The organism is Streptomonospora litoralis (genome assembly GCF_004323735.1).
Classification (GTDB): Bacteria; Actinomycetota; Actinomycetes; order Streptosporangiales; family Streptosporangiaceae; genus Streptomonospora; species Streptomonospora litoralis.
In genome coordinates, this window is the sequence record NZ_CP036455.1 from 4931702 (window position 1) to 4955126 (window position 23425).

General features: G+C 71.2%; 22 protein-coding genes. 4 read left to right on the plus strand and 18 right to left on the minus strand.

What is annotated here, in order from left to right; genetic code table 11:
- The first annotated feature begins 116 nt into the window (after window positions 1-116).
- The 3 genes from EKD16_RS20815 to EKD16_RS20825 are packed head-to-tail and all read left to right on the plus strand — an operon-like array spanning window position 117 to window position 3249.
- Window positions 117-1154, plus strand: coding sequence for an iron-siderophore ABC transporter substrate-binding protein (locus EKD16_RS20815; protein ID WP_131100613.1), 1038 nt, complete (start codon window positions 117-119; stop codon window positions 1152-1154).
- Window positions 1151-2203: a FecCD family ABC transporter permease gene (locus EKD16_RS20820; RefSeq protein WP_131100616.1), complete on the plus strand. Its 1053-nt coding sequence runs from the start codon at window positions 1151-1153 to the stop codon at window positions 2201-2203. Before EKD16_RS20815 ends, EKD16_RS20820 begins: the two co-directional genes overlap by 4 nt.
- Complete coding sequence (locus EKD16_RS20825) at window positions 2200-3249, plus strand: FecCD family ABC transporter permease (RefSeq protein ID WP_131100619.1); 1050 nt, start codon at window positions 2200-2202, stop codon at window positions 3247-3249. Before EKD16_RS20820 ends, EKD16_RS20825 begins: the two co-directional genes overlap by 4 nt.
- Before the next feature lie 124 nt (window positions 3250-3373).
- Here the strand turns inward: EKD16_RS20825 and EKD16_RS20830 are convergent, their stop codons facing one another.
- The 3 genes from EKD16_RS20830 to msrA form a co-directional block, all read right to left on the minus strand.
- Window positions 3374-3634 carry a type II toxin-antitoxin system RelE family toxin gene (locus EKD16_RS20830; protein ID WP_131100622.1) on the minus strand — a complete coding sequence of 87 codons (261 nt, stop codon included), beginning with the start codon at window positions 3632-3634 and terminating at the stop codon, window positions 3374-3376.
- Window positions 3631-3828, minus strand: coding sequence for a hypothetical protein (locus tag EKD16_RS20835; RefSeq protein WP_131100625.1), 198 nt, complete (start codon window positions 3826-3828; stop codon window positions 3631-3633). Before EKD16_RS20835 ends, EKD16_RS20830 begins: the two co-directional genes overlap by 4 nt.
- A gap of 162 nt (window positions 3829-3990) precedes the next feature.
- Window positions 3991-4656 carry a peptide-methionine (S)-S-oxide reductase MsrA gene (gene msrA, locus EKD16_RS20840; RefSeq protein WP_131100627.1) on the minus strand — a complete coding sequence of 222 codons (666 nt, stop codon included), beginning with the start codon at window positions 4654-4656 and terminating at the stop codon, window positions 3991-3993.
- A gap of 104 nt (window positions 4657-4760) precedes the next feature.
- On the opposite strand from msrA, the gene rarD reads away from it, so the two are divergent.
- Window positions 4761-5753 carry an EamA family transporter RarD gene (rarD, locus tag EKD16_RS20845; protein WP_131100630.1) on the plus strand — a complete coding sequence of 331 codons (993 nt, stop codon included), beginning with the start codon at window positions 4761-4763 and terminating at the stop codon, window positions 5751-5753.
- Window positions 5754-5858: 105 nt separating this feature from the next.
- Here the strand turns inward: rarD and EKD16_RS20850 are convergent, their stop codons facing one another.
- From EKD16_RS20850 to EKD16_RS20920, 15 genes are all read right to left on the minus strand, one after another.
- Complete coding sequence (locus EKD16_RS20850) at window positions 5859-6365, minus strand: PRC-barrel domain-containing protein (protein WP_242677093.1); 507 nt, start codon at window positions 6363-6365, stop codon at window positions 5859-5861.
- Window positions 6366-6601: 236 nt separating this feature from the next.
- Complete coding sequence (locus EKD16_RS20855) at window positions 6602-7615, minus strand: polyprenyl synthetase family protein (protein ID WP_131100632.1); 1014 nt, start codon at window positions 7613-7615, stop codon at window positions 6602-6604.
- Window positions 7616-7753: 138 nt separating this feature from the next.
- A complete protein-coding gene (gene nuoN / locus EKD16_RS20860; RefSeq protein ID WP_131100633.1) occupies window positions 7754-9403 on the minus strand; it encodes an NADH-quinone oxidoreductase subunit NuoN in 1650 nt (549 codons plus the stop codon).
- A gap of 100 nt (window positions 9404-9503) precedes the next feature.
- The gene (locus EKD16_RS20865) at window positions 9504-11081 is read right to left on the minus strand and encodes an NADH-quinone oxidoreductase subunit M (RefSeq protein ID WP_131100635.1); all 1578 of its coding nucleotides are present in this window, start codon (window positions 11079-11081) and stop codon (window positions 9504-9506) included.
- Window positions 11082-13037, minus strand: coding sequence for an NADH-quinone oxidoreductase subunit L (gene nuoL / locus EKD16_RS20870; protein WP_207391363.1), 1956 nt, complete (start codon window positions 13035-13037; stop codon window positions 11082-11084).
- Between the two features lie 14 nt (window positions 13038-13051).
- On the minus strand, window positions 13052-13351 hold the full coding sequence (gene nuoK / locus EKD16_RS20875) for an NADH-quinone oxidoreductase subunit NuoK (RefSeq protein WP_040275013.1): 300 nt from the start codon (window positions 13349-13351) through the stop codon (window positions 13052-13054).
- Complete coding sequence (locus EKD16_RS20880) at window positions 13339-14301, minus strand: NADH-quinone oxidoreductase subunit J (RefSeq protein WP_131100637.1); 963 nt, start codon at window positions 14299-14301, stop codon at window positions 13339-13341. Before EKD16_RS20880 ends, nuoK begins: the two co-directional genes overlap by 13 nt.
- Window positions 14298-14852: an NADH-quinone oxidoreductase subunit NuoI gene (gene nuoI, locus EKD16_RS20885; protein ID WP_131100639.1), complete on the minus strand. Its 555-nt coding sequence runs from the start codon at window positions 14850-14852 to the stop codon at window positions 14298-14300. Before nuoI ends, EKD16_RS20880 begins: the two co-directional genes overlap by 4 nt.
- Window positions 14845-16209 carry an NADH-quinone oxidoreductase subunit NuoH gene (nuoH, locus tag EKD16_RS20890; protein WP_131100640.1) on the minus strand — a complete coding sequence of 455 codons (1365 nt, stop codon included), beginning with the start codon at window positions 16207-16209 and terminating at the stop codon, window positions 14845-14847. Before nuoH ends, nuoI begins: the two co-directional genes overlap by 8 nt.
- Window positions 16206-18740 carry an NADH-quinone oxidoreductase subunit G gene (locus EKD16_RS20895; RefSeq protein WP_131100642.1) on the minus strand — a complete coding sequence of 845 codons (2535 nt, stop codon included), beginning with the start codon at window positions 18738-18740 and terminating at the stop codon, window positions 16206-16208. Before EKD16_RS20895 ends, nuoH begins: the two co-directional genes overlap by 4 nt.
- Entirely contained in the window at window positions 18737-20089 is a 1353-nt protein-coding gene (nuoF, locus tag EKD16_RS20900) for an NADH-quinone oxidoreductase subunit NuoF (RefSeq protein WP_131100644.1), read from the minus strand. Before nuoF ends, EKD16_RS20895 begins: the two co-directional genes overlap by 4 nt.
- Complete coding sequence (gene nuoE / locus EKD16_RS20905) at window positions 20086-20796, minus strand: NADH-quinone oxidoreductase subunit NuoE (RefSeq protein ID WP_131100646.1); 711 nt, start codon at window positions 20794-20796, stop codon at window positions 20086-20088. Before nuoE ends, nuoF begins: the two co-directional genes overlap by 4 nt.
- A complete protein-coding gene (locus EKD16_RS20910; RefSeq protein WP_131100648.1) occupies window positions 20793-22091 on the minus strand; it encodes an NADH-quinone oxidoreductase subunit D in 1299 nt (432 codons plus the stop codon). Before EKD16_RS20910 ends, nuoE begins: the two co-directional genes overlap by 4 nt.
- Window positions 22088-22861 carry an NADH-quinone oxidoreductase subunit C gene (locus tag EKD16_RS20915; protein ID WP_131100650.1) on the minus strand — a complete coding sequence of 258 codons (774 nt, stop codon included), beginning with the start codon at window positions 22859-22861 and terminating at the stop codon, window positions 22088-22090. Before EKD16_RS20915 ends, EKD16_RS20910 begins: the two co-directional genes overlap by 4 nt.
- The gene (locus EKD16_RS20920) at window positions 22858-23418 is read right to left on the minus strand and encodes a NuoB/complex I 20 kDa subunit family protein (RefSeq protein WP_131100652.1); all 561 of its coding nucleotides are present in this window, start codon (window positions 23416-23418) and stop codon (window positions 22858-22860) included. Before EKD16_RS20920 ends, EKD16_RS20915 begins: the two co-directional genes overlap by 4 nt.
- Window positions 23419-23425: the final 7 nt, after the last annotated feature.

A 23425-nucleotide genomic window follows, 5' to 3' on the forward strand; every position in this document is an offset into this window, starting at 1 on the left:
GCCGACCGGCCCCGAGCAGGGGCAGGGCGCCGCTGCACTGCAGGCGATGCGGGGGCGACCGCGGCCTCGCTCCGCCGCGGCGGAGCCCGCACGGCCGGCACAACCGGAAGGAAACCATGGCCCGCGTTTCACGGCTGGTGGCGCTCGCCACCGCCGCACTGCTGACCGTCCCACTCGCCGCATGCTCGTCGTCCCCCTCCGCCCAGCAGACCGGGGGCTCCGGCTCAGGGGCGGACGGCTGGACGACCGTGACCGTCGAGCACGCCTTCGGCACCACGACCATCGACGCCGAGCCTGAGCGCGTCGCCACGGTGAACTGGGCCAACCACGAGGTCCCGCTGGCCCTCGGTGTGGTGCCGGTGGGCATGGCCGCGGCGAACTTCGGCGACGACGACGGCGACGGCGTCCTCCCCTGGGTCGAGGAGAAGCTCACGGAGCTCGACGCCGAGACGCCGGTGCTGTTCGACGAGACCGACGGCATCGACTTCGAGGCCGTCGCGGACACCCGACCGGACGTGATCCTCGCCGCCTACTCCGGACTCACCCGGGAGGACTACGACACGCTGAGCGAGATCGCCCCCGTCGTCGCCTACCCGAAGACCGCTTGGGGGACGCCGTGGCGCGAGATGATCGAGCTGAACAGCAAGGCCCTGGGCATGGCCGAGGAAGGCGACGACCTGATCGCCGACCTCGAACAGGACATCGAGGAGGCGGCCGCCGAGCATCCGCGAATCGAGGGCCGGTCGGCGATGTTCCTGACGCACGTCGACACCACCGACCTGAGCGAGGTCAGCTTCTACACCGCGCACGACACCCGCGCCATGTTCTTCGACGACCTCGGCATGCAGACTCCCGAGAGCGTCGCGAGCGCCTCTGCCGAGACCGACAAGTTCTCCCTCACCCGCAGCGCCGAGCGGGCCGACACGTTCGACGATGTCGACATCATCGTCACCTACGGCGGCGACGAGCTGGTGCGGAGCCTCGAAGACGACCCGCTGCTGTCGCAGATGCCGGCGGTGGAGAACGGTTCCGTCGTCAACCTCCCCTCGGACGACCCCCTCGGCACGGCCGCGAACCCCACTCCCCTGTCGATCTCCTGGGTCCTCGACGACTACCTGGCCCTGCTGGACGAAGCCGCCGGCGCCGCACAGTGACGGTGACGGCGCCCCGACCGCACTCCCCCGCGGGTACCGCCGCTGTGCGGTGGCGCCCGCGGCTGGGCAGACTCCTCTGGCTGCTGGCCGTGGTCGCCGCTCTGGTCGCCCTGGCGGGCACCTCCGTCGCGGTCGGTTCGCGCGACGTGCCGTGGAGTGCCGTGGTCGCGGCCTTCGACGGTTCACCGGAAGGGTTCGACCAGGCGGCGGTCGCCAAGCGGATCCCCCGGACCGTGCTCGCGCTTCTCGCGGGCGCGGCGCTGGGCGTCTCGGGGGCGGTCATGCAGGGGGTGACGCGCAATCCGCTGGCCGATCCCGGGATTCTGGGGGTGAACATGGGCGCCTCGCTCGCCGTGGTCACCGGTCTCGCCTACTTCGGCCTGACCTCGGCGGCCGACTACGCCTGGACGGCCATCTTCGGGGCGGGCGTGACCGCCGTGTTCGTCTACGTGGTCGGTTCCCTGGGGAGGGGCGGCGCGACCCCGCTGAAACTCGCACTGGCCGGGGCGGCGACCTCCGCCGCTCTGGCGTCGCTGATCACCGCGGTGGTGCTACCGCGCGGCGACATCGCCGACGGGGCCCGCTCCTGGCAGATCGGCGGAGTGGGTGGCGGTTCGTTCGAGGCCATCGGGCACGTGGCGCCGTTCCTCGCCGTGGGCCTGGCCCTGTGCCTGCTGTCGGCCCGCGGGCTGGACCTGCTCGCGCTCGGCGACGAACTCGCCGCCGGGCTGGGTGCGCACGTGGCGGCCGCGCGGGCCGCGTCGTCCCTGGGCGCGGTCGTGCTGTGCGGCGCGACGACCGCCGCCACCGGGCCGATCGCCTTCGTCGGGCTCGTGGTGCCGCACGTGTGCCGACTGCTCGGCGGTACCGGCCACCGGTGGCTGCTCCCGTTCTCGGCGCTGGGCGGGGCGGTGCTGCTGCTCGCGGCCGACGTGGTCGGCCGGATCGCGGCGCGCCCCGCCGAGGTCGACGTGGGAATCGTGACCGCCCTGCTCGGTGCCCCGTTCTTCATCTACATCGTCCGCCGGCAGAAGGTGCGTGGCCTGTGACCGTCACCGAGAGCCGCGTCTCCGCCCTTGAGGGCGCCGCCCGCGGTCGTCGGCAGCGCGCACGCCGGCGGCGCATCGTCATCGCCGTTCTCGCCGTCCTCATCGTGCTCGTGTTCGCGGCGAGCCTGATGTTCGGACGGACCTTCTACCCGATCGGCGATGTCGTGCGGGTCGCTCTCGGTGAGGATGTCCCGGGCGCGTCGTTCACCGTCGGGCGGTTGCGGCTGCCGCGGGCCGTACTGGCCGTCGCGGCGGGGCTGTGCTTCGGGCTCTCCGGGGTCACCTTCCAGACCATGCTGCGCAACCCCCTCGCCAGCCCGGACATCATCGGAATCAGCGCGGGAGCCGGCACGGCGGCGACCTTCGCGATCGTGGTGCTCTCCCTGACGGAGACCGCGGTCGCGGTCTTCGCGGTCGCGGCCGGGCTGGCGGTCGCATTGCTCGTCTACGCGCTGTCGTTCAAGAGCGGGGTCTCCGGTACCCGCCTCATCCTGATCGGGATCGCCATAGCCGCGATGCTCGACAGCGTCACCACCTACATCCTCGACCAGGCCGCCCAGTGGGACCTGCAGGAGGCGATGAGGTGGCTGACGGGCAGTCTCAACGGCGCCACCTGGGCTGAGGCCGTGCCGGTCGTCGCCGCGCTGCTCGTGGCCGGGCCTCTGCTGCTGTACAAGTCGACCGACCTGTCCATTCTCCAGCTGGGTGACGAGACGGCGGCGGCGCTGGGCGTGCGCGTGGACCGCACGCGGCTGGTCGCGGTCGTCGGGGCGGTAGGGCTCATCGCGTTCGCGACGGCGTCCGCCGGGCCGATCGCGTTCGTCGCGTTCCTATCCGGCCCGATCGCGGCGCGCATGGTCGGCCCGAACGGCTCCCTGCTGGTTCCGGCCGCCCTGGTCGGCGCACTCCTGGTGCTGGTAGCCGACTTCGTCGGCCAGTACGCCCTCGGCACCCGCTACCCCGTCGGAGTGGTCACCGGAGTCCTGGGCGCGCCCTACCTCGTCTACCTGATCGTGCGCACCAACCGCGCGGGCGGCTCGTTGTGAGCCGCGAACGACATGCTGCAACTTGTGGGCGAACCGCGCAGCCGCGTAGGCATCCGAGGCCCCAGGCTCGGCCATGCGCTCGTCTCGCAGGTCACGCCAGTCAGAATGGGAGTACACAGCGTCCTCAGCGGCCGTAGATCTCGCGGCGGTGTCCGACCGCAACAACCTCGACTCTGATCCGCGAGTCGTTGATGTCGTAGAGCACACGGTAGTCCCCGACGCGGACGCGATATTCCGATCGGCCTTGAAGCTTCTTGCAACCATCCGGGCGGGGATTGTCGGCAAGATCCGCGATCGCCGCCACGACGCGCTTTCGCACCGGAACGTCGAGCTTACGCAGCATTTTCCGAGCCGACACGGAGATCTCGATCGTGTACCGGCTCACCCGTAGTCCTCCACCCGGAACGGGACCATCTCATCGCGTCCCGCTCGGATGTCTTCCTTCACGCGATCGATCTCGGCGCCGTCGACCAGGTCTTCGTAGTGCTCCACCCATGCGGCGGGGACCAGCACGTACCCGGCCAGGTCGCGCCCCACAACCGGATCCGGCTCACCGGAGTCCGCGGGCTCAGCAGTCATCGTCCTCCTCACCCTCCGGCCTTGGCGGATACGCGGCACGCCCCCGGGAAATTCCGAGACTCCCCGCTCGGGGCTCGCCACGTACAGATTACGCGCCGAGGACGGCAAGGCGCAGCGACTCTCCACGAACGCCACCAGGGGCCGCCCGGATGTACTCCTGTGCTATCCGGCCGTACGGGCCACGCCCACCGGGCAGGTGGCGCCCGTTCCGCCGACGCCGCAGTAGCCGTTGGGGTTCTTGGCGTCGGATAGGTACTGCTGGTGGTAGTCCTCGGCGAAGTAGAACGGGCCCGCCGGGGCGATCTCGGTGGTGACGGCGCCGTGCCCGGCGGCGCTGAGCACCTGCTGGAAGGCGTCGCGGGAGGACTCGGCGGCCGCCTTCTGGGCCTCGTCGTGGTAGAAGATCGCCGACCGGTACTGGGTGCCGATGTCGTTGCCCTGGCGCATGCCCTGGGTGGGGTCGTGGCCCTCCCAGAAGACCTTGAGCAGGTCGGTGTAGGAGATGGTGCGGGGGTCGAAGACCACGCGCACGGCCTCGGTGTGGCCCGTGCGCCCGCTGCACACCTCCTCGTAGGCGGGGTTGGGCGTGTAGCCGCCGGCGTAGCCGACCGCGGTGGTGATGACGCCGTTGCCGGCGCCGATCTCCCAGAACCCGCGTTCGACGCCCCAGAAGCATCCCATGCCGAAATCGGCGATCTCGCTGCCTTCGGGGTAGGGCGGGGCCAGCGGTGTGCCGAGTACCTCGTGGCGCTCGGGCACCGGCATAGGTGTGTCGCGGCCCGGCAGGGCCTGCTCCGGAGTGACCATGCTCATCTGCTTGCCGAACATGCCTCCAGGCTACCCGCGGCGCCCCGGACGGCCAGGGCCCGAGCCCGCTGAACCGCCCGGAAATCCGGTACTCATAGGATGAATTCTGGCTTACCCTTGCGCCCGTGCCTGAATCCAACCGCGGCGTGCTCCTGGGAGCCGGCGCCTACCTGATGTGGGGCCTGTCCACCCTCTACTGGCCGCTCGTCTCGGCCGCCGGCGCGACCGAGGTGATCGCGCACCGCATGGTGTGGTCGCTGTTCACCGTGCTCGCCCTGCTGGCGCTGCGCGCGCACTGGCGGTGGCTGCTGCCCGTGCTGCGCCGCCCCCGCCAGCTCGCGATGCTGGCCGGTGCCGCCGCGGTGATCTCGGTGAACTGGGGCCTGTTCGTCTACACCGTCAACAGCGGGCAGACCAGCCAGGCCGCGCTCGGGTACTTCATCAACCCGCTGGTGAGCGTGCTAGTGGGGGTGCTGCTGTTCGCCGAACGGCTGCGCCGCGCGCAGGTCGCCGCGGTGGCGCTGGGCGCGGTGGCCGTGGCGGTGCTCAGCGTGGCCTACGGCGGTGTGCCGTGGCTGTCGCTGGGCATGGCCTGCTCGTTCGCCACCTACGGCGCGCTGAAGAAGACCGCCGGGCTGGACGGTGTGGAGAGCCTGGCGGTGGAGACCCTGCTGCTGTTCGTGCCGGCCGCCGGCTACATCGCGTTCCTGCAGGTCGGCGGATCGGGCACGTTCACCGCGGAGTCGCCCTGGCACACCGCCGCGCTGGTGGGCTCGGGCGTGGTGACCGCGCTGCCGCTGCTGGCCTTCGGCGCCGCCGCCCGCCGCGTGCCCCTGAGCATGCTGGGCCTGCTGCAGTTCATCGTGCCGGTGATGCAGTTCCTGTTCGCCTGGCTGGTGTTCGAGGAGCCGATGCCGGCCAGCCGGTGGGTCGGCTTCGCGATCGTGTGGCTCGCCCTCGTGGTGTTCGTCACCGACATGCTCCGCACCGCCCGGCGCACACCCGGCGGCGAGGCTGCGCCCTCCGGTGCGGCCCGGTCCCCGCGAGGCGGACGTGCGGCTCCCCGATCCGCGCACAAGGCCGCCAAGTGGCCGGATCCGGACGAACCCGTCGCGTGAGGCGCGGTAGGGCGCCGCGCTGCGTGCCCCGGCGAACCGGCCGCGCCTCGGGAGTCCGCGGCCGATCCGCCCGGGCCGCGGGCCGCAGCCCGCCGCCGCAGCTCTTCAGATACCGCGCCCGCCGCCCTGCTGGGGCTGCGGGGAGCCGCCGCCCGGCTCCCAGATCTGTTGGCGCGGCGCCTCATCCCGCCGCGGATCGCCGCCCGGAGCGACGCGGTCCGCCTGCTCCTCGGGTTCGGGCCGGGCGTGGCGGCCGCGCGGCCGCGGAGACCGCTCCGGGACGCGCTGGCCCGGGATCTCCGGGTCGAGGCCGTAGTGCCGGTATACCCGGTCCTCCTGTTCCACGGAGATGTGCTGGTCGACGTCGAAGCTCGGTGCGCCCTTGATCTTGTTCCGGGACCAGGGCACCTGCAGCGCGTCGTAGACCATCTCGGCGCCCACCAGCGGCACCAGGTTCTCGCGTGAACCGAACAGGCCGATGCGCACGGTGATCCACTTCGCCGCGTCGGTCTGGTCGTCGTAGAAGACCTGGCCGATCTTGCCGACGGACGCGCCGTCCCTGTCGACCAGTCGGTGGCCTATCAGTTGCTGGGTCCCCATCTGCGATGCCACGGCGACTCACTTCCCCCCGTATCGCCCAAGACGTGTCAGAGTGGCCCCGGTGCGCTCGGCAGCGGGGCCGCCAGTCGCCAGATTCCCGCAGGTGAATGGGGGCATGCGACCGCGAATGGGGACATTGCCCGGTGATGACCGATTCGGTGTACGGCCTTTACCCGGGTCGCCGCGACAGCAAGCGGCGGCGCCGTGGGCACAGCGGGCGCCGCACGGGCCGCCCAGGGCGCTCCGTCTCAGCCGGTGCGCCGCACGACGTAGTCGCACAGCGCCTCGAACGCCTCGCGCGTGGGTCCGCCCGGCAGTGTCACCAGCTCGCTGCGCGCACGGTCGGCCCACTCGCGGGTGGTGGCCCGCGCCTCCTCCATCGCCGGGTGGGCGCGCAGCAGGCCCAGGGCCTCCTCGGTCCGCGCGTCGTCCAGCGGGCGGCCCAGCAGCTCGCGCAGCCGGGCGTCCGCCGCCGAGCGGGGCTGCGCGGGCCGCAGCGCATAGAGCATCGGCAGCGTCAGCACACCCTCGCGCAGGTCCGTGCCGGGCACCTTGCCCGACTCGCCGGGGTCGCCCGCGACGTCGAGGATGTCGTCGGCGAGCTGGAAGGCCGTGCCCAGAGCGTCGCAGGCGCGGGTGATGGCGCGGGTGGCCTCGTCCCCGGCCCGGCCGAACATCGCGCCGAACTCCGCCGAGGAGGCGATGAGCGAGGCGGTCTTGTCCGAGACCACCCGCAGGTAGTGCTCCAGCGGATCGGTGCCCTCCTGGGGCCCGGCGGTCTCCAGGATCTGGCCCTGCACGAGGCGGCCGAAGGTACGCGCCTGCATCCGCACCGCTTCGGTACCCAGGTCGGCCAGGATCTCCGAGGCGCGCGCGAAGACGTAGTCGCCGGTGAGGATGGCGACGCTGTTGCCCCACCGCTGGTTGGCGCTGGGCTCGCCGCGCCGCAGTTCGGCCTCGTCCATCACGTCGTCGTGGTAGAGCGTGGCGACGTGTGTGAGCTCCACCACGGCGGCCGCGCGCACCAGCTCGGGTGCCGTGGAGTCGCCGAAGTGGGAGGCGAGCAGCACCAGGGTCGCCCGGAACCGCTTGCCGCCCGCCGACAGCAGATGCGAGGCGGCCTCGGTGAGCAGGGGGTCGCTGGCCGAGACCGTCTCGCGCAGCAACTCCTCGACGTGGTCCAGAGCCTCCTGGACCTCCTTGGCGAGACCCGCGTCGATACTCGGCAGAGCGAGGAAATCGCTCGGTACAGCACCGCTCACCTGGAAGCTCCACACGTCAGCAGGCGCGCGATACCTCCGGAATCGGACGTATCGCGCGCTCTCGGGATGAACAAAACCGACTAGCCAAGTTATCTGACCCGGATTCGGCGGCCAAAGGCACCCACCGGGTCCCCCCGGCTACTCTGCGGCCCCCTCCGCGGTCGCGAGCAGGGATTCGCTCTGCTCCTGCCCCGGCTGAGGAAGGAGGTTGTCCAGAACCGGCGAGGGGAAAACGCCGAGCAGGAACGTGGCCGCTACCCCGATCGCGATCGCCGAACCGGTGAACGCACCGGCCCGCACCACGGTCGGTCCGCCGTCGGCGGGCTCGGCGAAGAACATCAGCACGATGATCCGCACGTAGAAGAACGCCGTCACCGCGCTGCTGAGCACACCGACCACCACCAGGGGGGTCGCCCCCGCCGCCATGGCGGCCTGGAACACCGCGAACTTGCCGATGAAACCGCTCGTCAGGGGGATGCCGGCGAACGCGAGCAGGAACAGCCCGAGCGCGCCGGCCAGCAGCGGCGAGGTGCGGCCCAGACCCGCCCACTGCGACAGCTCGTTGGCCTCGGGGCCGTTCTCGTGCGTGCGCACCAGGGTGACCACGGCGAATGCGCCGATGGTGGTGAAACCGTAGGCGGCCAGGTAGAACATGGCGCCCGCCAGACCCTCGGGGCTGGCGGCGACGACCGCCGTCAGCACGAATCCGGCGTGGACCACCGAGGAGTAGGCCAGCAGCCGCTTGACGTCCCGCTGGGTCACCGCGATCACCGCCGCGAGCACCATGGTGAGGATGGAGACCACCCACAGCATCGGCGCCCAATCGGCGGCCGTCGGCCCGAAGGGCACGAAGAACACCCGCAGCAGTGCCCCGAAGGCGGCGACCAGGGTGCATGAGGCCATCAGCGCCGTGATGGGAGTGGGCGCGCCCTGGTAGACGTCGGGCTTCCAGTTGTGGAAGGGGACCGCGCCGACCTTGAACAGCAGGCCGACGGCGACCAGCCCGACGCCGAGCAGCAGCAGCGGCCGTCCGCCGCCGTCGGCGAACAGCGGGCCGCCGCCCTGCTCGACGGCGCGCGCGACCTCGCCGAAGTTCACCGATCCGGCGTAGCCGTAGACCATGGCGATCCCGAACAGGAAGAACGCCGAGGAGAACGCCCCGAGCAGGAAGTACTTCACGGCCGCCTCCTGGGAGAACAGCCGGCGGCGCCGCGCGAGCCCGCAGAGCAGGTACAGCGGCAGGCTCATGACCTCCAGCGCGATGAACATCGTCAGGAAGTCCCCGGCCGCGGGGAACAGCTGCATGCCCAGCAGCGCGAACAGCACCAGCGGGTAGACCTCGGTGTGCTGGGAGCCGGCGAGCACGTGCTCGCGCTCCTCCTCGCTGCCGGGCACCGCCGCCGCCTGCGCGGCGAACGAGCTCTCACCGCGGCGGTTCTCCGCGATCAGCAGCAGGCTGACGAACCCGAGCACGAGCACCGTGCCCCACAGGAACACCGAGACCCGGTCGACGGCGACGCTGCCGAACGCGATCGGCACGCCCGCCGCATCGGAGGGCAGGGAGCCGGTGATCAAAATGGTGAGCACGAACGCCGCGGCCACCGCCGCGAGTGCCAGGCCGAGCTGAAGCGGGCGGCGGCGTGCCGTGGGCACGAACGCCTCGATCAGCACGCCGATGACCGCGGCGCCGAATACCACCAGCATCGGCGAAAGCAGCCAGTAGTCGATCTGCGGCGGATTCTCCGTGATGGTGGGAGCCGCCACCATCATCTGCGCAGAAGTCAGCATCAGCGGTGCCTCCTAGACTCGTTCGCCGCTTCTCGCACGCTGCGCGGACGGTACACACGGGCTTCGCATCGGCACCGCCCACTCCGCTCGCTCGTCGGACTCACTCGTGCTCTCCTTCATGTCCGCCCGACGTGCCTTCACCGTGCCCGCCCCCGGCCTCGGCGTGGCCGACCGCCGGTGCGGGGTCGGTGGCGCCGACGGACTCCATGGTCGCCTCGACCGCGGGGTTGATCACGTCCAGCAGCGGCTGGGGGTAGACGCCGAAGACGATCAGCAGCGCGACCAGCGGCGCGACCGCCAGGGTCTCCCTGCGCGACAGGTCGCGCAGCCGCGCCATGCTCTCGGGCAGGGGGCCGGTCATGGTGCGCTGGTACATCCACAGGATGTAGAGCGCGGCCAGCACCACTCCGATGGACGCGATGATCGCCGGAACCGGGTGGAAGGCGTAGGTCCCGATGAACACCAGGAACTCGCTGACGAACGGCGAGAGCCCCGGCAGCGCCAGCCCCGCCAGGCCGGAGACCAGGAACATCCCGGCCAGCACCGGAGCCTTGGTCTGCACGCCCCGGTAGTCGGCGATCGCCGTGGAACCCTGCCGGGCGACGAGGAAGCCGACCACCAGGAACAGCGCGCCGGTGGCGAAGCCGTGGTTGACCATGTACAGCGCCGCGCCGGACTGGCCCTGGGAGGTCATGACGAACACGCCCAGGGTGATGAAGCCGAAGTGCGACACCGAGGTGTAGGCGATCAGCCGCATCATGTCGCTCTGCGCGATCGCCAGGATCGCGCCGTAGACGATGCTGACCAGGCTGAGCACCACCACCGGCCAGATGAACCAGGTGGCCGCACCGGGGAACATCTCCAGGCAGTAGCGCAGCATGCCGTAGGTGCCGACCTTGTCCAGCACGCCCACCAGCAGCACCGCGGTGCCCGGCCGGGAGGAGCCGGCGGCCGTGGGCAGCCAGGTGTGCACCGGCCACATCGGCGCCTTGACGGCGAAGGCCACGAAGAACCCGAGGAACAGCCAGCGCGCCGCGGTCGGGTCGATCCCGGCCAGGGCGCCCGAGTCGCCCACGAGCTCGCTCCACAGGAACGTGTCGCCGTAGACGTAGACGCCGATGAGCGCCGCCAGCATCAGCAGCCCGCCCAGCAGGCTGTACAGCAGGAACTTGATCGCCGCGGCCCGGCGCTCGTCCCCGCGGCCGTAGCGCCCGATCATGAAGTAGACCGGGATCAGCATGGCCTCGAAGAAGACGTAGAACAGGAAGACGTCGGTGGCCGCGAACACGCCGATCATCATCGCTTCGAGGGCGAGGATGAGCGCGAAGTAGCCCTTGCCGCCGTCGGGTGCGTCGTCGTTCTCCCGCCAGGCCGCCAGCACCACCAAAGGCACCAGCACCACCGACATCAGGATCAGTACCAGCGCGATGCCGTCGACGCCGACCGCGTAGTTGACGCCGAACCGCGGGATCCACGGGTAGACCTCGGTGAACTGCAGCCGTTCGCCGCCGGGGGCGAACTGCGCCGCCATCGCCGCAACCACCAGCAGGGTCGCGACGGTGACGCCCAGGGTCGCCCGCTTGGCCGTCTCGATCCGCTCACGCGGGAGCAGCGCCACCGCGAGCGCGCCCAGGGCGGGCAGCGCGATGGCGAGGGTGAGCCAGGGGAAGTCGGTCATCTAGATCCTCACAGCCAGCGTTGCGACGACGATGGCGGCGCCGAACAGCATCGTCAGCGCGTAGGTACGGGCGAATCCCGTCTGCGCGCCGCGCAGCCCCCGGGAGCTGTCGCGCACGCTCGCGGCGACCCCGTAGACCAGCCCGTCGACGACTGTGCGGTCGAAGGCCGACAGCGCCGCGGCGAGGGCCCGTCCGGGACGCATGAACAGCCCCTCGTTGAGGGCGTTGCCGTAGAGCTCGTTGCGGGCGAAGGCGGTGACCCAGCCCGGCCGCGGCGCGGTGGCGGGCACCTCGCGGCGGCCGTACATGAACCAGGCGACTGCGGCGCCGCCCGCCAGCATCCCCAGCGCCGCCAGGCTCGGCACGCTGGTGAGCATGTGCACGAGGCTGAACTCGTGCGCCTCCTCGGGCGCGCCGACGGCGGGCTCCAGGAAGTGGGCGAAGCGGTAGCCGAACACCAGGACGGCGCCCAGGAACACCGATCCGGCGGCCAGCACGATCATCGGCGCGGTCATGGAGGCGGGCGACTCGTGCGGGTGCGCACCCTCGGCCCAGCGGCGCTCGCCGAAGAACGTCAGGATCATCACCCGCGTCATGTAGAACGCGGTCAGCCCGGCACCCACCAGCGCGGCCACGCCCAGCGTCGTGCCGAAGGCGCCTCCGCTGGAGAACGCGGCCTCGATGATGCCCTCCTTGGTCCACCAGCCCGACAGCAGGGGGAACCCGATGATGGCCAGGTAGCCCAGCCCGAAGGTGGCGAAGGTGATCGGCATCGCCTTGCGCAGACCGCCGAAGCGGCGCATGTCCACCTCGTCGTTCATGCCGTGCATCACCGAGCCGGCGCCGAGGAACAGGCCGGCCTTGAAGAAGCCGTGCGTGATCAGGTGGGCGATGGCCGCGGCGTAGCCGACGGGTCCCAGGCCCGCGGCCAGCGTCATGTAGCCGATCTGGCTCATGGTGGAGCCGGCCAGGGCCTTCTTGATGTCGTCCTTGGCGCACCCGATGACCGCACCCGCCAGCAGGGTCGCGGCGCCGACGACGGCGACGGTCGCCTGCGCGGCGGGGGCGGCCTCGAAGACCGGGCCCGCGCGCACGATCAGGTAGACGCCCGCGGTGACCATGGTCGCGGCGTGGATGAGCGCGGAGACCGGTGTGGGGCCCTCCATCGCGTCCAGCAGCCAGGACTGCAGCGGCAGCTGGGCGGACTTGCCGCAGGCGCCCAGGAGCAGCAGCAGGCCGATCGCGGTCACCACCCCCTGGCCGGCCTCGCCGACGGCGCCGAAGACGCCGCTGAAGGCGACCGTGCCGAAGGTCGTGAACATCAGCATGACGGCGATCAGCAGGCCCATGTCGCCGACGCGGTTGACCAGGAACGCCTTCTTGGCGGCGACCGCCGCCGAGTCCTTGTGCTGCCAGAACCCGATCAGCAGGTAGGAGGCCAGACCGACGCCCTCCCAGCCCAGGAACAGCAGCACGAAGTTGTCGGCGAGCACGAGGACCAGCATCGCCGCGACGAACAGGTTCAGGTAGCCGAAGAACCGGCGCCGCCGCTCGTCGTGAGCCATGTAGCCCACCGAGTAGATGTGGATGAGCGAGCCGACACCGGTGATCAGCAGCGCGAAGCTGATCGACAGGGGATCCAGCAGCAGCGAGACCTCGGCGTCGAAGCCGCCCACCGAGAACCAGGTGTAGACGGGCACCGAGAAGCTGCGCTCCGCGGCGGCGCGGCCCAGGATCTCGAACAGGGCCGCCATCGCCCAGCCGAAGCTCGCCAGCGGCAGGGCGGTACCCAACCAGTGGCCCCAGCCGTCGGTGCGCCGGCCGCCGATCAGCAGGATGGCGGCGCCGACCAGCGGAAACGCGATCAGCAACCAGGAGTTGGCCAGGATCGCCCCGCTGGCCTCGGAGGTGACAGCGGTCCCGTGCTGCTCGGCGGCGAGGGTTATCTCAGACACAGCCACGTCGCCTTCTAGTGCTTGAGCAGATTGGCGTCATCGAGCGACGCCGACCTGCGGGTCCGGAAGATCTGCATGATGATCGCCAGGCCCACGACGACCTCGGCCGCGGCCACGATCATCACGAAGAACGCGATCACCTGGCCCTCGATGTCGCCGAGCATGCGGGCGAAGGCGACGAACGCCAGGTTGCAGGCGTTGAGCATGAGCTCCACGCACATGAACACGATGATGGCGTTGCGCCGCACCAGCACGCCGATGGCTCCGATCGTGAACACGATCGCGGCCAGCACGATGTAGTTCATCGGGTCCATGTGCGCTCGGCCTCCTGTCCGTTGGCGTCGCCGTTGCCGTCGCGGGCGGCCGCGGCGTCGTGCTCCGCGGGGCCTTCGCCGCCGGGCTCGTCTTCGCCCGGCCCAGCGCCCAGCGGGTCGGCCTCCTTGGAGCCCGCCGAGTCGGAGGCGGCGCCGAAAGCGGGGATGGAGCCCAACCGGAAGTCTTCGGGCACCCCCGACTGCAGGCTGGGGTCGCGTGCGGTCAGCACGGGGTTCAGCGACAGTTCCGAGACCGATCCGTCGGGCAGCAGCGCGGGCATGTCGATGGCGTTGTGCCGCGCGTAGGTCCCGGGCCCGGGCAGCGGCGTGGGGTGCTCGCTGCGGATGCGCTCGCGCGACTGCTCGCGCTGGGTGCGCTTCTTCTTCAGTCGGTTCACGTGGGCCAGCACGAGGGCGCCGAGCACCGCGGTGATCAGCAGCGCGCCGGTGGCCTCGAAGGCGATGATGTAGCGGTAGATCACCTCGGCGGCGATCCAGGGCACGCTGCCGCCCGCCGCCGCGATGCCGGCGCCCAGGCCGAGGGGCTCGACGGCGGTGATGCGGGTCAGGCCCAGAGTCAGCGCGCCGAGGAAGCACAACGCCACCACCGCGGTCAGCACCCGCTGCCCGCGCAGGGTCTCCACCAGCGAGTCCGCCGAGCTGACGCCGACCAGCATCAGCACGAACAGGAACAGCATCAGCACCGCGCCGGTGTAGACGACGATCTGCACGATCATCAGGAACGGCGCCTGGTTCATGCCGTAGAAGACGGCCAGGCCGAGCATGACCAGGGCCATCATGACGGCCGAGTGCACGGCCTTGCGGCTGAAGACCACGCCGATGGCGCCGAGGACGACCACGGTGCCCAGGATCCAGAAGACGGCGGCCTCACCGCCGCCGATGGAGCTGCCCGGCGCCGCGGAGGCGCCGGTGAGGATGTCGGCGTTCACGCGCTCTCCTCACCCTCGGGCCGGAGCGGCACTGTGGCCTCGGCCGGAGTGGCGACGCCGCTCCGGTAGTACTCCTCCTGGGTGTCGCCCAGCCGCATGGGGTGCGGCGGGGCCTCCATGTCCTCCAGCAGCGGCGCGAGCAGCTGCTCCTTTGTCCAGATGAGGCTCTCGCGCTCGTCGTCGGAGATCTCGTACTCGTTGGTCATGGTCAGCGCCCGGGTGGGGCACGCCTCGACGCAGAGTCCGCACAGGATGCACCGCAGGTAGTTGATCTGGTAGACGCGCCCGTAGCGCTCTCCCGGGGAGTAGCGCTCCTCCTCGGTGTTGTCGCCGCCCTCCACGTAGATGGCGTCGGCCGGGCAGGCCCAGGCGCACAGCTCGCACCCGATGCACTTCTCCAGACCGTCGGCCCAGCGGTTGAGCTGGTGCCGGCCGTGGAAGCGGGGCGCCGTCGCGCGCTTGACCTCGGGGTAGTTGGTGGTCGGCACCTTCTTGAACATGGTGTGGAAGGTGACGCCGAACCCTTTGACGGGGTTGAGCCAGTCAAGCACCGGTAACCTCCTCACGCTTGTCGTCGGGGGCACGGGGGGCGTAGCGGGGCCCCTCGGCCGGCACGCTGCTGCCGTAGTGGGGTGCGCTGGACGGTGGCACGGGGAATCCTCCGTAGGCGGGGTCGTCGCGCATGCGCCGCATCTCCTCCCGGCGCTCGGCGGACTCGGCGGCGCGCCTGCGCCGCGTCGAGCGCGCCCAGGCGGCCAGCACCGCCACGGTCAGCACCGTGAAGGCGGCCACCACCGCGGCGATCACCCAGGCGGGGGCACCCTCGTTGATGAGGATGCGCACCAGGGCCACGGCGGTGATCCACACCAGCTGCACGGGGATGAGGATCTTCCAGCCGAGCGCCATGAGCTGGTCGTAGCGGATCCGCGGCACCGAACCGCGCAGCCAGATGAACAGGAACATGACGAACATGAACTTGAGCAGCCACCACAGGACGGGCCAGTAGCCTTCGGCGGCGCCGGGCCAGAACGCGGTGAGCGGCGGCGGGGCGAGGTAGCCGCCGAGGAAGAACGTCACCGAGACGGCGGCGACGGTCACCATGTTCACGTACTCGGCGAGGAAGAACATGGTGAACTTCATCGACCCGTACTCGGTCATGAACCCGCCGACCAGCTCGCCCTCGCCCTCGGCGAGGTCGAAGGGCAGTCGGTTGGTCTCGCCGACCATCGTCACCAGGTAGATCAGGAACGACGGCGCCAGGATCACCGCGAACCACAGCGGCTGCTGCGCCTCGACGATGCCCGAGGTGGTCAGCGTGCCCGAGAGCATGAACACCGCGACCACGGACAGGCCCATCGCGATCTCGTAGCTGATGACCTGGGCCGAGGCCCGCAGACCGCCCAGCAGCGCGTACGGCGACTGGGAGGCCCAGCCGCCCAGCACGATCCCGTAGACGCCGATGGCCGCGGTGCCCAGCACCACAAGTGCGGCGATGGGCAGGTCGGTCAGCTGTAGCGGGGTCTGCACCCCGAACATGTTCACTTCGGGACCGATCGGGATGACCGAGAACGCCATGAACGCGGGCACCGCGGCGATCATCGGGGCGGCGATGTAGATCGGCCGGTCCACGCCGCGCGGGATCACGTCCTCCTTCAGCGACAGCTTCACCCCGTCGGCCAGGGACTGCAGCAGTCCCAGCGGGCCGAAGCGGTTGGGGCCGTGGCGCTGCTGCATGCGGCCCATGACCTTGCGGTCGGCCATGATCATCATCAGCACGCAGACCATCAGGAAGACGAAGATCACCAACGCCTTGATCAGCGTGATCCACCAGGGGTCGGTGCCGAAGGCGTCCAGGTCGGCCTCGGCTGCCACCGGCACCGCCGCGCCGGCCAGCGCGGTCGTAGTCACAGGTCGCTCCCCGCACTCGTCGCGGTCATCTTGGCTTCGACGTCGGTGTTGGTGTTGGTGTCGGCGGCCGCCGCGCTCGTCCCGCCGTCCGGGCTGAGCGAGACCACCGCGCCGACGGCGGCGCCCAGGTCGCGGTGGACGTCGCAGTCCTGGGCGTTCTCCGGCAGCCAGACGACCCTGTCCGGCATCGCGGTGACGACGGCGGGCACGCTCACCGCGCCGCCGGGGCCGGCTACGCGCAGCCGGGCGCCGTCGGACAGGCCGATCTCGGCGGCGGTGGCGGCCGAGACGCGGGCCAGGGCCGGACGGGCGGTACCGGCCAGATAGGGCTCGCCGTCCTCCATGCGGCCGCGGCCCAGCAGCTGGCGCCAGGTCGACAGCACCGCCTCACCCTTGCCGGGTTCGGGGCGCTGCGCCGGGCGGGTCAGCGGGTCGGGCACGCGCTCGCCCGCCCACGCGCCCAGCTCGTCGAGTTCGCGCACGGCGGCCGCGTCGTCGGGCAGGCCCAGGTGCACGTCCATCGCGTCGGCCACCGCGGAGAGCACCCGCAGGTCCGAGAGCATGCCGGGCTTCTTCAGCGCGGCGCCGAAGGGGCGGCGCCGGCCCTCCCAGTCGACGAAGGTGCCGCTCTTCTCGGCGACGGCGGCCACCGGCAGCACCACGTCGGCGCGGTCGGTGACGTCGCCCGCGCGCATCTCCACACTGAGGATGAAGGGCACGCGGGCCAGCGCGGAGCGAGCGGCGGCGGGGTCGGGCAGGTCGTCGAGTTCGACGCCGGCGATCACCAGCGCCTCCAGCTCTCCGGACGCGGCCGCCTCGACGATCTCGGCGGTGGAGCGGCCCTCGCGCTCGGGCAGCGAGCCCACTCCCCAGGTGCGGGCGACCTCGGCTCGGGCGGTGGCGTCGGCGACCGGGCGGCCGCCGGGCAGCAGGTTGGGCAGCGCGCCGGCGTCGGCCGCGCCGCGCTCGCCGGCCCGGCGCGGCACCCATGCCAGGCGCGCGCCGGTGCGGTCGGCCAGCCGCGTGAGCGAGGACAGCGCACCGGGCACCGCGCCCAGCCGCTCACCGGCCAGGATGATCGCGCCCCGCTGCCGCAGCGCCTCCAGCGCGGCGGAGTCGAGGGTGCCCAGCTCGTCGAAGACATCGGGCTCGGCGCCGGGTGCGGCCGGGATCAGCCGCCCGCCGGCCTTGGTCAGGCCGCGGGCTTCGTGGGAGGCCACGGAGAACACCTGCGTGCCGTTCTTGCGGTGCGCCTTGCGCAGCCGCAGGAACACCACCGGCGACTCGTCCTCGGGGTCGAAACCGGCCAGCAGCACCGCCGGGGCGGTCTCCAGGTCGGAGTAGGTGACGCCGAGGCCGGTGCCGGCGACGCGGGCGGCGAGGAAGTCGGCCTCCTCCTCGGTGTTGGGCCGGGCCCGCATGTCGACGCTGTTGGTGTGCAGCGCCACGCGGGCGAACTTGGCGTAAGCGTAGGCGTCCTCCAGCGTCAGCCGCCCGCCGGTGAGGACGCCGACGCGACCGCCGCGGTCGCGGGCCTGCGCCAGACCGCGGGCGGCGAGGGTCACGGCCTCCGGCCAGGACGCGGTCTCCAGGGCGCGGCTGTCCTCGTCGCGCACCAGCGGCCGGCTCAGCCGGTCGGGCTGGGTGGCGTACTTGAAGGCCCACCGGCCCTTGTCGCAGTTCCACTCCTCGTTGACCTCGGGGTCGTCGCCGGCCAGGCGGCGGGTGACCTTGCCGCGCCGGTGGTCGGTGCGCTGGGCGCAGCCGGCGGAGCAGTGCTCGCAGATGCTGGGCGTGCTGACCAGGTCGAAGGGCCGGGAGCGGAACCGGTAGGCCGCGCCGGTGAGCGCGCCCACCGGGCAGATCTGCACCGTGTTGCCGGAGAAGTAGGACTGGAACGGCTCGCCCTCGGCGATGCCGACCTGCTCGTCGGCGCCGCGCTCCAGCAGCTCGATGAATGGGTCGCCGGCGATCTGCGCGGAGAAGCGGGTGCAGCGGGCGCACTGGATGCAGCGCTCGCGGTCCAGCAGCACCTGCGTGGACAGCGCGATCGGCTTGGGGAACGTGCGCTTGTGGTCGAGGAACCGGGTCTCGCCGCCCCCGTTGGACATGGCCTGGTTCTGCAGCGGGCACTCGCCGCCCTTGTCGCAGACGGGGCAGTCCAGCGGGTGGTTGATCAGCAGGAACTCCATGATCCCGCGCTGGGCCTTGTCCGCCACCTCGGAGGTGAGCTGGGTCTTGACGACCATGCCCTCCATCACCGAGATGGTGCAGGAGGCCTGCGGCTTGGGCATGGCGCGGCCGTTGCCGGCGTCGGGGACCTCCACCAGGCACTGGCGGCAGGCACCCACCGGGTCCAGCAGCGGATGGTCGCAGAAGCGCGGGATCTGGATGCCCAGCAGTTCGGCGGCGCGGATGACCAGGGTGCCCTTGGGCACCTGGATCTGGAAACCGTCGATGGTGACGGTGACGAGGTCCTCCGGCGGCACGGCGGGCGTGCCGCCCGAGGCGCTGTTGGTCGTGACGGTCACTGCTCCTCCTCTCCTGCCGGCGCCGCCGGCGCCGCTGCCGCGCTGCCGTGGTTGCCGCTGTCCGCCCACAGCGTCGACTTGCGGTGGTCGAACGGGCAGCCGCCCTGGGTGACGTGGTCGATGTACTCCTGGCGGAAGTACTTGATGGAGGACATCACCGGGCTGGCGGCACCGTCGCCGAGCGCGCAGAAGGCGCGGCCCAGCAGGTTGTCGCAGATGTCCAGCAGCTTCTCCAGGTCGGCCTCGGTGCCTTCGCCGCGTTCGAGGCGGTCCAGCACCTGCACCATCCAGTAGTTGCCTTCGCGGCAGGGTGTGCACTTGCCGCAGGACTCGTGTGCGTAGAACTCGATCCAGCGGCCGACGGCGTGCACGACGCAGGTGGTCTCGTCGAAGATCTGCAGCGCGCGGGTGCCCAGCATCGACCCGGCGGCACCGACCGACTCGAAGTCCAGCGGGGTGTCGAGGTGCTCGTCGGTGAAGATGGGGGTGGAGGACCCGCCGGGCGTCCAGAACTTCAGCTCGTGGCCCTTGCGGACGCCGCCCGCCATGTCCAGCAGTTCGCGCAGCGTGATGCCCAGCGGCGCCTCGTACTGGCCGGGCCGTTCGACGTGGCCGGAGAGCGAGAAGAAGCCGAAGCCGGCGGACTTCTCGGTGCCCATGGAGGTGAACCACTCGGCGCCGTTGCGGACGATGCCGGGGACGCTGGCGATGGACTCGACGTTGTTGACGACCGTCGGCGATGCGTAGAGCCCGGCCACAGCGGGGAAGGGCGGCTTGAGCCGCGGCTGGCCGCGGTAGCCCTCCAGCGAGTCCAGCAGCGCGGTCTCCTCGCCGCAGATGTAGGCCCCGGCGCCGGCGTGCACGACCACGTCCAGGTCGAACCCGGTGCCGAGCACGTCGGGGCCGATGAGGTTGGCCTCGCGGGCCTCCTCGACCGCCTGCTTGATGCGGCGGATGACGTGCAGCACCTCGCCGCGGACGTAGATGAACGCCTGGGAGCTGCGGATGGCGTAGGCGGAGATCGCCACACCTTCGATGAGGACGTGCGGGTTGGCCAGCAGCAGCGGCACGTCCTTGCAGGTTCCCGGTTCGGACTCGTCGGCGTTGACGACGAGGTAGCGCGGGTTGGGGTTGTCCGCGGGCAGGAATCCCCACTTCATTCCGGTGGGGAACCCGGCGCCGCCGCGGCCGCGCAGCCCGGAGGCTTTGACCAGGTCCACGAGCGTGTCGGGCTCCATGGTCAGCGCCCTGCGCAGCGCCTCGTAGCCGCCGTCGGCGCGGTAGCCCTCCAGGGTGAAGGAGTCGGGGCGGTCCCAGTTGGCGGAGAGGACCGGGGTCAGCGTGGTCACTTCGCGCTCCCTTCGTCGGCGGCGGCGTCGCCGCCGGCCGGGGTGCCGGGCTCGGGGGCGCTCCAGCCGCGCTCGCGCGCCAGGCGCAGACCTTCCAGCGAGGGCCCGCCGGCCTGGGTGCCCTCGCCGCCGTGTCCGTCGGAGAACCCGGCGAGCAGGCGGCTGGCCTCCTTGAAGGTGCACAGCCGCTCGGGGCCGCGGGTGGGCCGCACGTCGTTGCCCAGCCGCAGGTCGTCGACGAGCCGCTTGGCCGACTCGGGGGTCTGGTTGTCGAAGAACTCCCAGTTGACCATCACCACCGGCGCGAAGTCGCAGGCGGCGTTGCACTCGACGTGCTCGACGGAGACGCGGCCGTCCTCGGTGGCCTCGTCGTTTCCGACGCCCAGGTGCTCCTTGACGGTCTTGAGGATCTCGTCGCCGCCCATGACCGCGCACAGCGTGTTGGTGCACACCCCGACGTGGTACTCGCCGGTTGGGCGGCGCTTGTACATGGTGTAGAAGGTCGCCACGGCGGTTACCTCGGCCGTGGTCAGGCCCAGCTGGTCGGCGCAGAACCGGATGCCGGCCGTGGAGACGTAGCCCTCCTCGGCCTGCACCAGGTGCAGCAGCGGCAGCAGCGCCGAGCGCTCCCGCGGGTAGCGGGCGATGATCTCCTTGGCGTCGACCTCCAGCCGCGCGCGGACCTCGTCGGTAAAGGTGCTGCTCACCTGTCCACCCCTCCCATCACGGGGTCGATACTGGCGACGGCGGCGATCACGTCGGCGACGGTTCCGCCTTCGCACATGGCCGCGACCGCCTGCAGGTGGGTGAAGGAGGGGTCGCGGAAGTGCACGCGGTAGGGGCGGGTGCCGCCGTCGCTGACGACGTGGGCGCCCAGCTCGCCCTTGGCGCTCTCCACCGCGGTGTAGACCTGGCCGGCCGGGACACGGAAGCCCTCGGTGACGATCTTGAAGTGGTGGATCAGCGCCTCCATGGAGCCGCCCATGATGTGGGCGATGTGCTCGGGCGAGTTGCCCAGGCCGTCGCCGCCCAGCTGCAGCCGGGCGGGCCAGCCGATCTTGGCGTCGTCGATCATGATCCGGCCGGGGCGCAGCCGGTCCAGGCACTGCTCGACGATGCGCAGGCTCTGCTCCAGCTCGGCCATGCGGACCCGGTAGCGGGCGTAGACGTCGCCGCCGTCGGAAACGGGGATGTCGAACTCGTAGTTCTCGTAGCCGCAGTAGGGCTTGGCCTTGCGCAGGTCCCAGGCCAGGCCCGAGGCGCGCAGCATCGGCCCGGTGACGCCCAGCGACATGCAGCCGGAGAGGTCCAGGTGCGCGACGTCGCGGGTGCGGGCGAGGTAGAGCGGGCTCGCGTCCAGCAGCTTGCGCATCTGGGAGATGCGCTTGGGCATCTCCTTGAGCAGCTCGCGGATCTTCGCCTCGGCGCCGTCGGGCAGGTCCTGGGCGACGCCGCCGGGGCGGATGTAGCCGTGGTTCATCCGCAGGCCGGTGATCAGCTCGAAGATGTCGAGGACCATCTCGCGCTCGCGGAACCCGTTGGTCATGATGGTGGTGGCGCCCAACTCCATGCCGAACGTCGCCATCGCCACGAAGTGCGAGGACATCCGGTTGAGCTCCATCATCATCACCCGGATGATGTCGGCGCGCTCGGGGATGCGGTCGGTGATGTCCAGCAGCCGCTCCACCGCGAGGCAGTAGGCCACCTCGTTGAACATCGGCGTGAGGTAGTCCATGCGGGTCACGAACGTGGTGCCCTGCGTCCACGTCCGGAACTCCATGTTCTTCTCGATGCCGGTGTGCAGGTAGCCGATGCCCACCCGCGCCTCGGTGCAGGTCTCGCCGTCGAGGGTGAGGATGAGCCGCAGCACGCCGTGGGTAGAGGGGTGCTGGGGGCCCATGTTGACCACGAGGCGCTCGGCTCCGCTGGCCTGCGCCCTGGCGATGACCTCCTCCCAGTCGCCGCCGGAGGCGTCGATGTAGTCCTCGGTGACGTTCGTCATTGGTATGACCTCCGCTCGTCCGGCGGCGGAACGGTTGCGCCGCGGTATTCGACGGGGATCCCGCCGAGCGGGTAGTCCTTGCGCTGCGGGTGGCCGTGCCAGTCGTCGGGCATCTCGATGCGGGTCAGCCCGGGATGCCCGTCGAACACGATCCCGAAGAAGTCCCAGGCTTCGCGCTCGTGCCAGTCGTTGGTGGGATAGACCGACACGACGGAGGGAATGTGCGGGTCGGCGTCGGGGCAGGCCGTCTCGATGCGGATCTGGTTGTTGTGGGTGATCGACCGCAGGTGGTAGACGGCGTGCAGCTCGCGTCCGGAGTCGTCGGGGAAGTGCACGCCGCTCACGCCCGTGCACAGCTCGAAGCGCAGTTCGGGGTCGTCGCGCAGCAGCCGGGCGACCTCGCGCAGGTCCTCCCGGCGCACGTGGAAGGTGATCTCGCCGCGGTCGACCAGCACCCGTTCGACGGCGCCGGTTCCCGGCGCGCCGTCGGCGCCCAGGGCCCGCTCCAGCGCGTCGGCCACGGTGTCGAAGGAGGCGGTGCGCGGGTCGTCGGGATCGGTGAAGGGCCGCTGCGAGGCCGCGCGGGGCGTCTTGCGCAGCAGCAGCCGGCCGTAGCCGGAGGTGTCGCCGGTGGTTTTGGCGCCGAACATGCCGCTGCGGGCGATGGGGGCGCTCAGCCGCTCCTCGCCGGCGCGGGCGGGCAGGTCGGCGTCGTCCTCGCCGCCGCCTTCGTGGCGGTCGGGGCCGTTTCCGTTGCCGTTGAGACTCACCGCCGGGCCACCTCGCTCTGGTCCAGCAGGGGCAGCTCGCGGCGCAGCCGGCGCTCCTCCTCTTCCTCGATCTCGCGCTTGCGGTGCGCGCCGAGCTTGGTGTGCTGCACCTTGTCGTGCAGCTTGAGGATCGCGTCGAAGAGCATCTCCGGCCGCGGCGGGCAGCCCGGCACGTACATGTCGACGGGCACGATGTGGTCGACGCCCTGCACGATCGCGTAGTTGTTGAACATGCCGCCGCTGGAGGCGCACACGCCCATGGAGATGACCCACTTGGGTTCGGGCATCTGGTCGTAGATCTGGCGCAGGACGGGGGCCATCTTCTGGCTGACGCGCCCGGCCACGATCATCAGGTCGGCCTGGCGCGGTGTGGCCCCGAACTTCTCCATCCCGTACCGGGCCATGTCGTAGTGCGGTCCGCCCGCCGACATCATCTCGATGGCGCAGCAGGCCAGCCCGAACGTGGCCGGCCACATCGAACTCTTGCGCATCAGGCCGACGACCTGCTCGACCGTCGTCAGCATGATGCCGCTGGGTACCTTCTCCTCAAGCCCCATCCGGCGA

What these genes read in the sequence shown, in the direction of transcription:
- nuoN (WP_131100633.1), bottom strand. Translation starts at nt 9,403, where the DNA reads ATGCTGACTTCTGCGCAGATGATGGTGGCGGCTCCCACCATCACGGAG.
- EKD16_RS20920 (WP_131100652.1), bottom strand. Translation starts at nt 23,418, where the DNA reads ATGGGGCTTGAGGAGAAGGTACCCAGCGGCATCATGCTGACGACGGTC.
- EKD16_RS20910 (WP_131100648.1), bottom strand. Translation starts at nt 22,091, where the DNA reads ATGACGAACGTCACCGAGGACTACATCGACGCCTCCGGCGGCGACTGG.
- msrA (WP_131100627.1), bottom strand. Translation starts at nt 4,656, where the DNA reads ATGTTCGGCAAGCAGATGAGCATGGTCACTCCGGAGCAGGCCCTGCCG.
- EKD16_RS20835 (WP_131100625.1), bottom strand. Translation starts at nt 3,828, where the DNA reads ATGACTGCTGAGCCCGCGGACTCCGGTGAGCCGGATCCGGTTGTGGGG.
- EKD16_RS20865 (WP_131100635.1), bottom strand. Translation starts at nt 11,081, where the DNA reads ATGACCGACTTCCCCTGGCTCACCCTCGCCATCGCGCTGCCCGCCCTG.
- nuoK (WP_040275013.1), bottom strand. Translation starts at nt 13,351, where the DNA reads ATGGACCCGATGAACTACATCGTGCTGGCCGCGATCGTGTTCACGATC.
- EKD16_RS20815 (WP_131100613.1), top strand. Translation starts at nt 117, where the DNA reads ATGGCCCGCGTTTCACGGCTGGTGGCGCTCGCCACCGCCGCACTGCTG.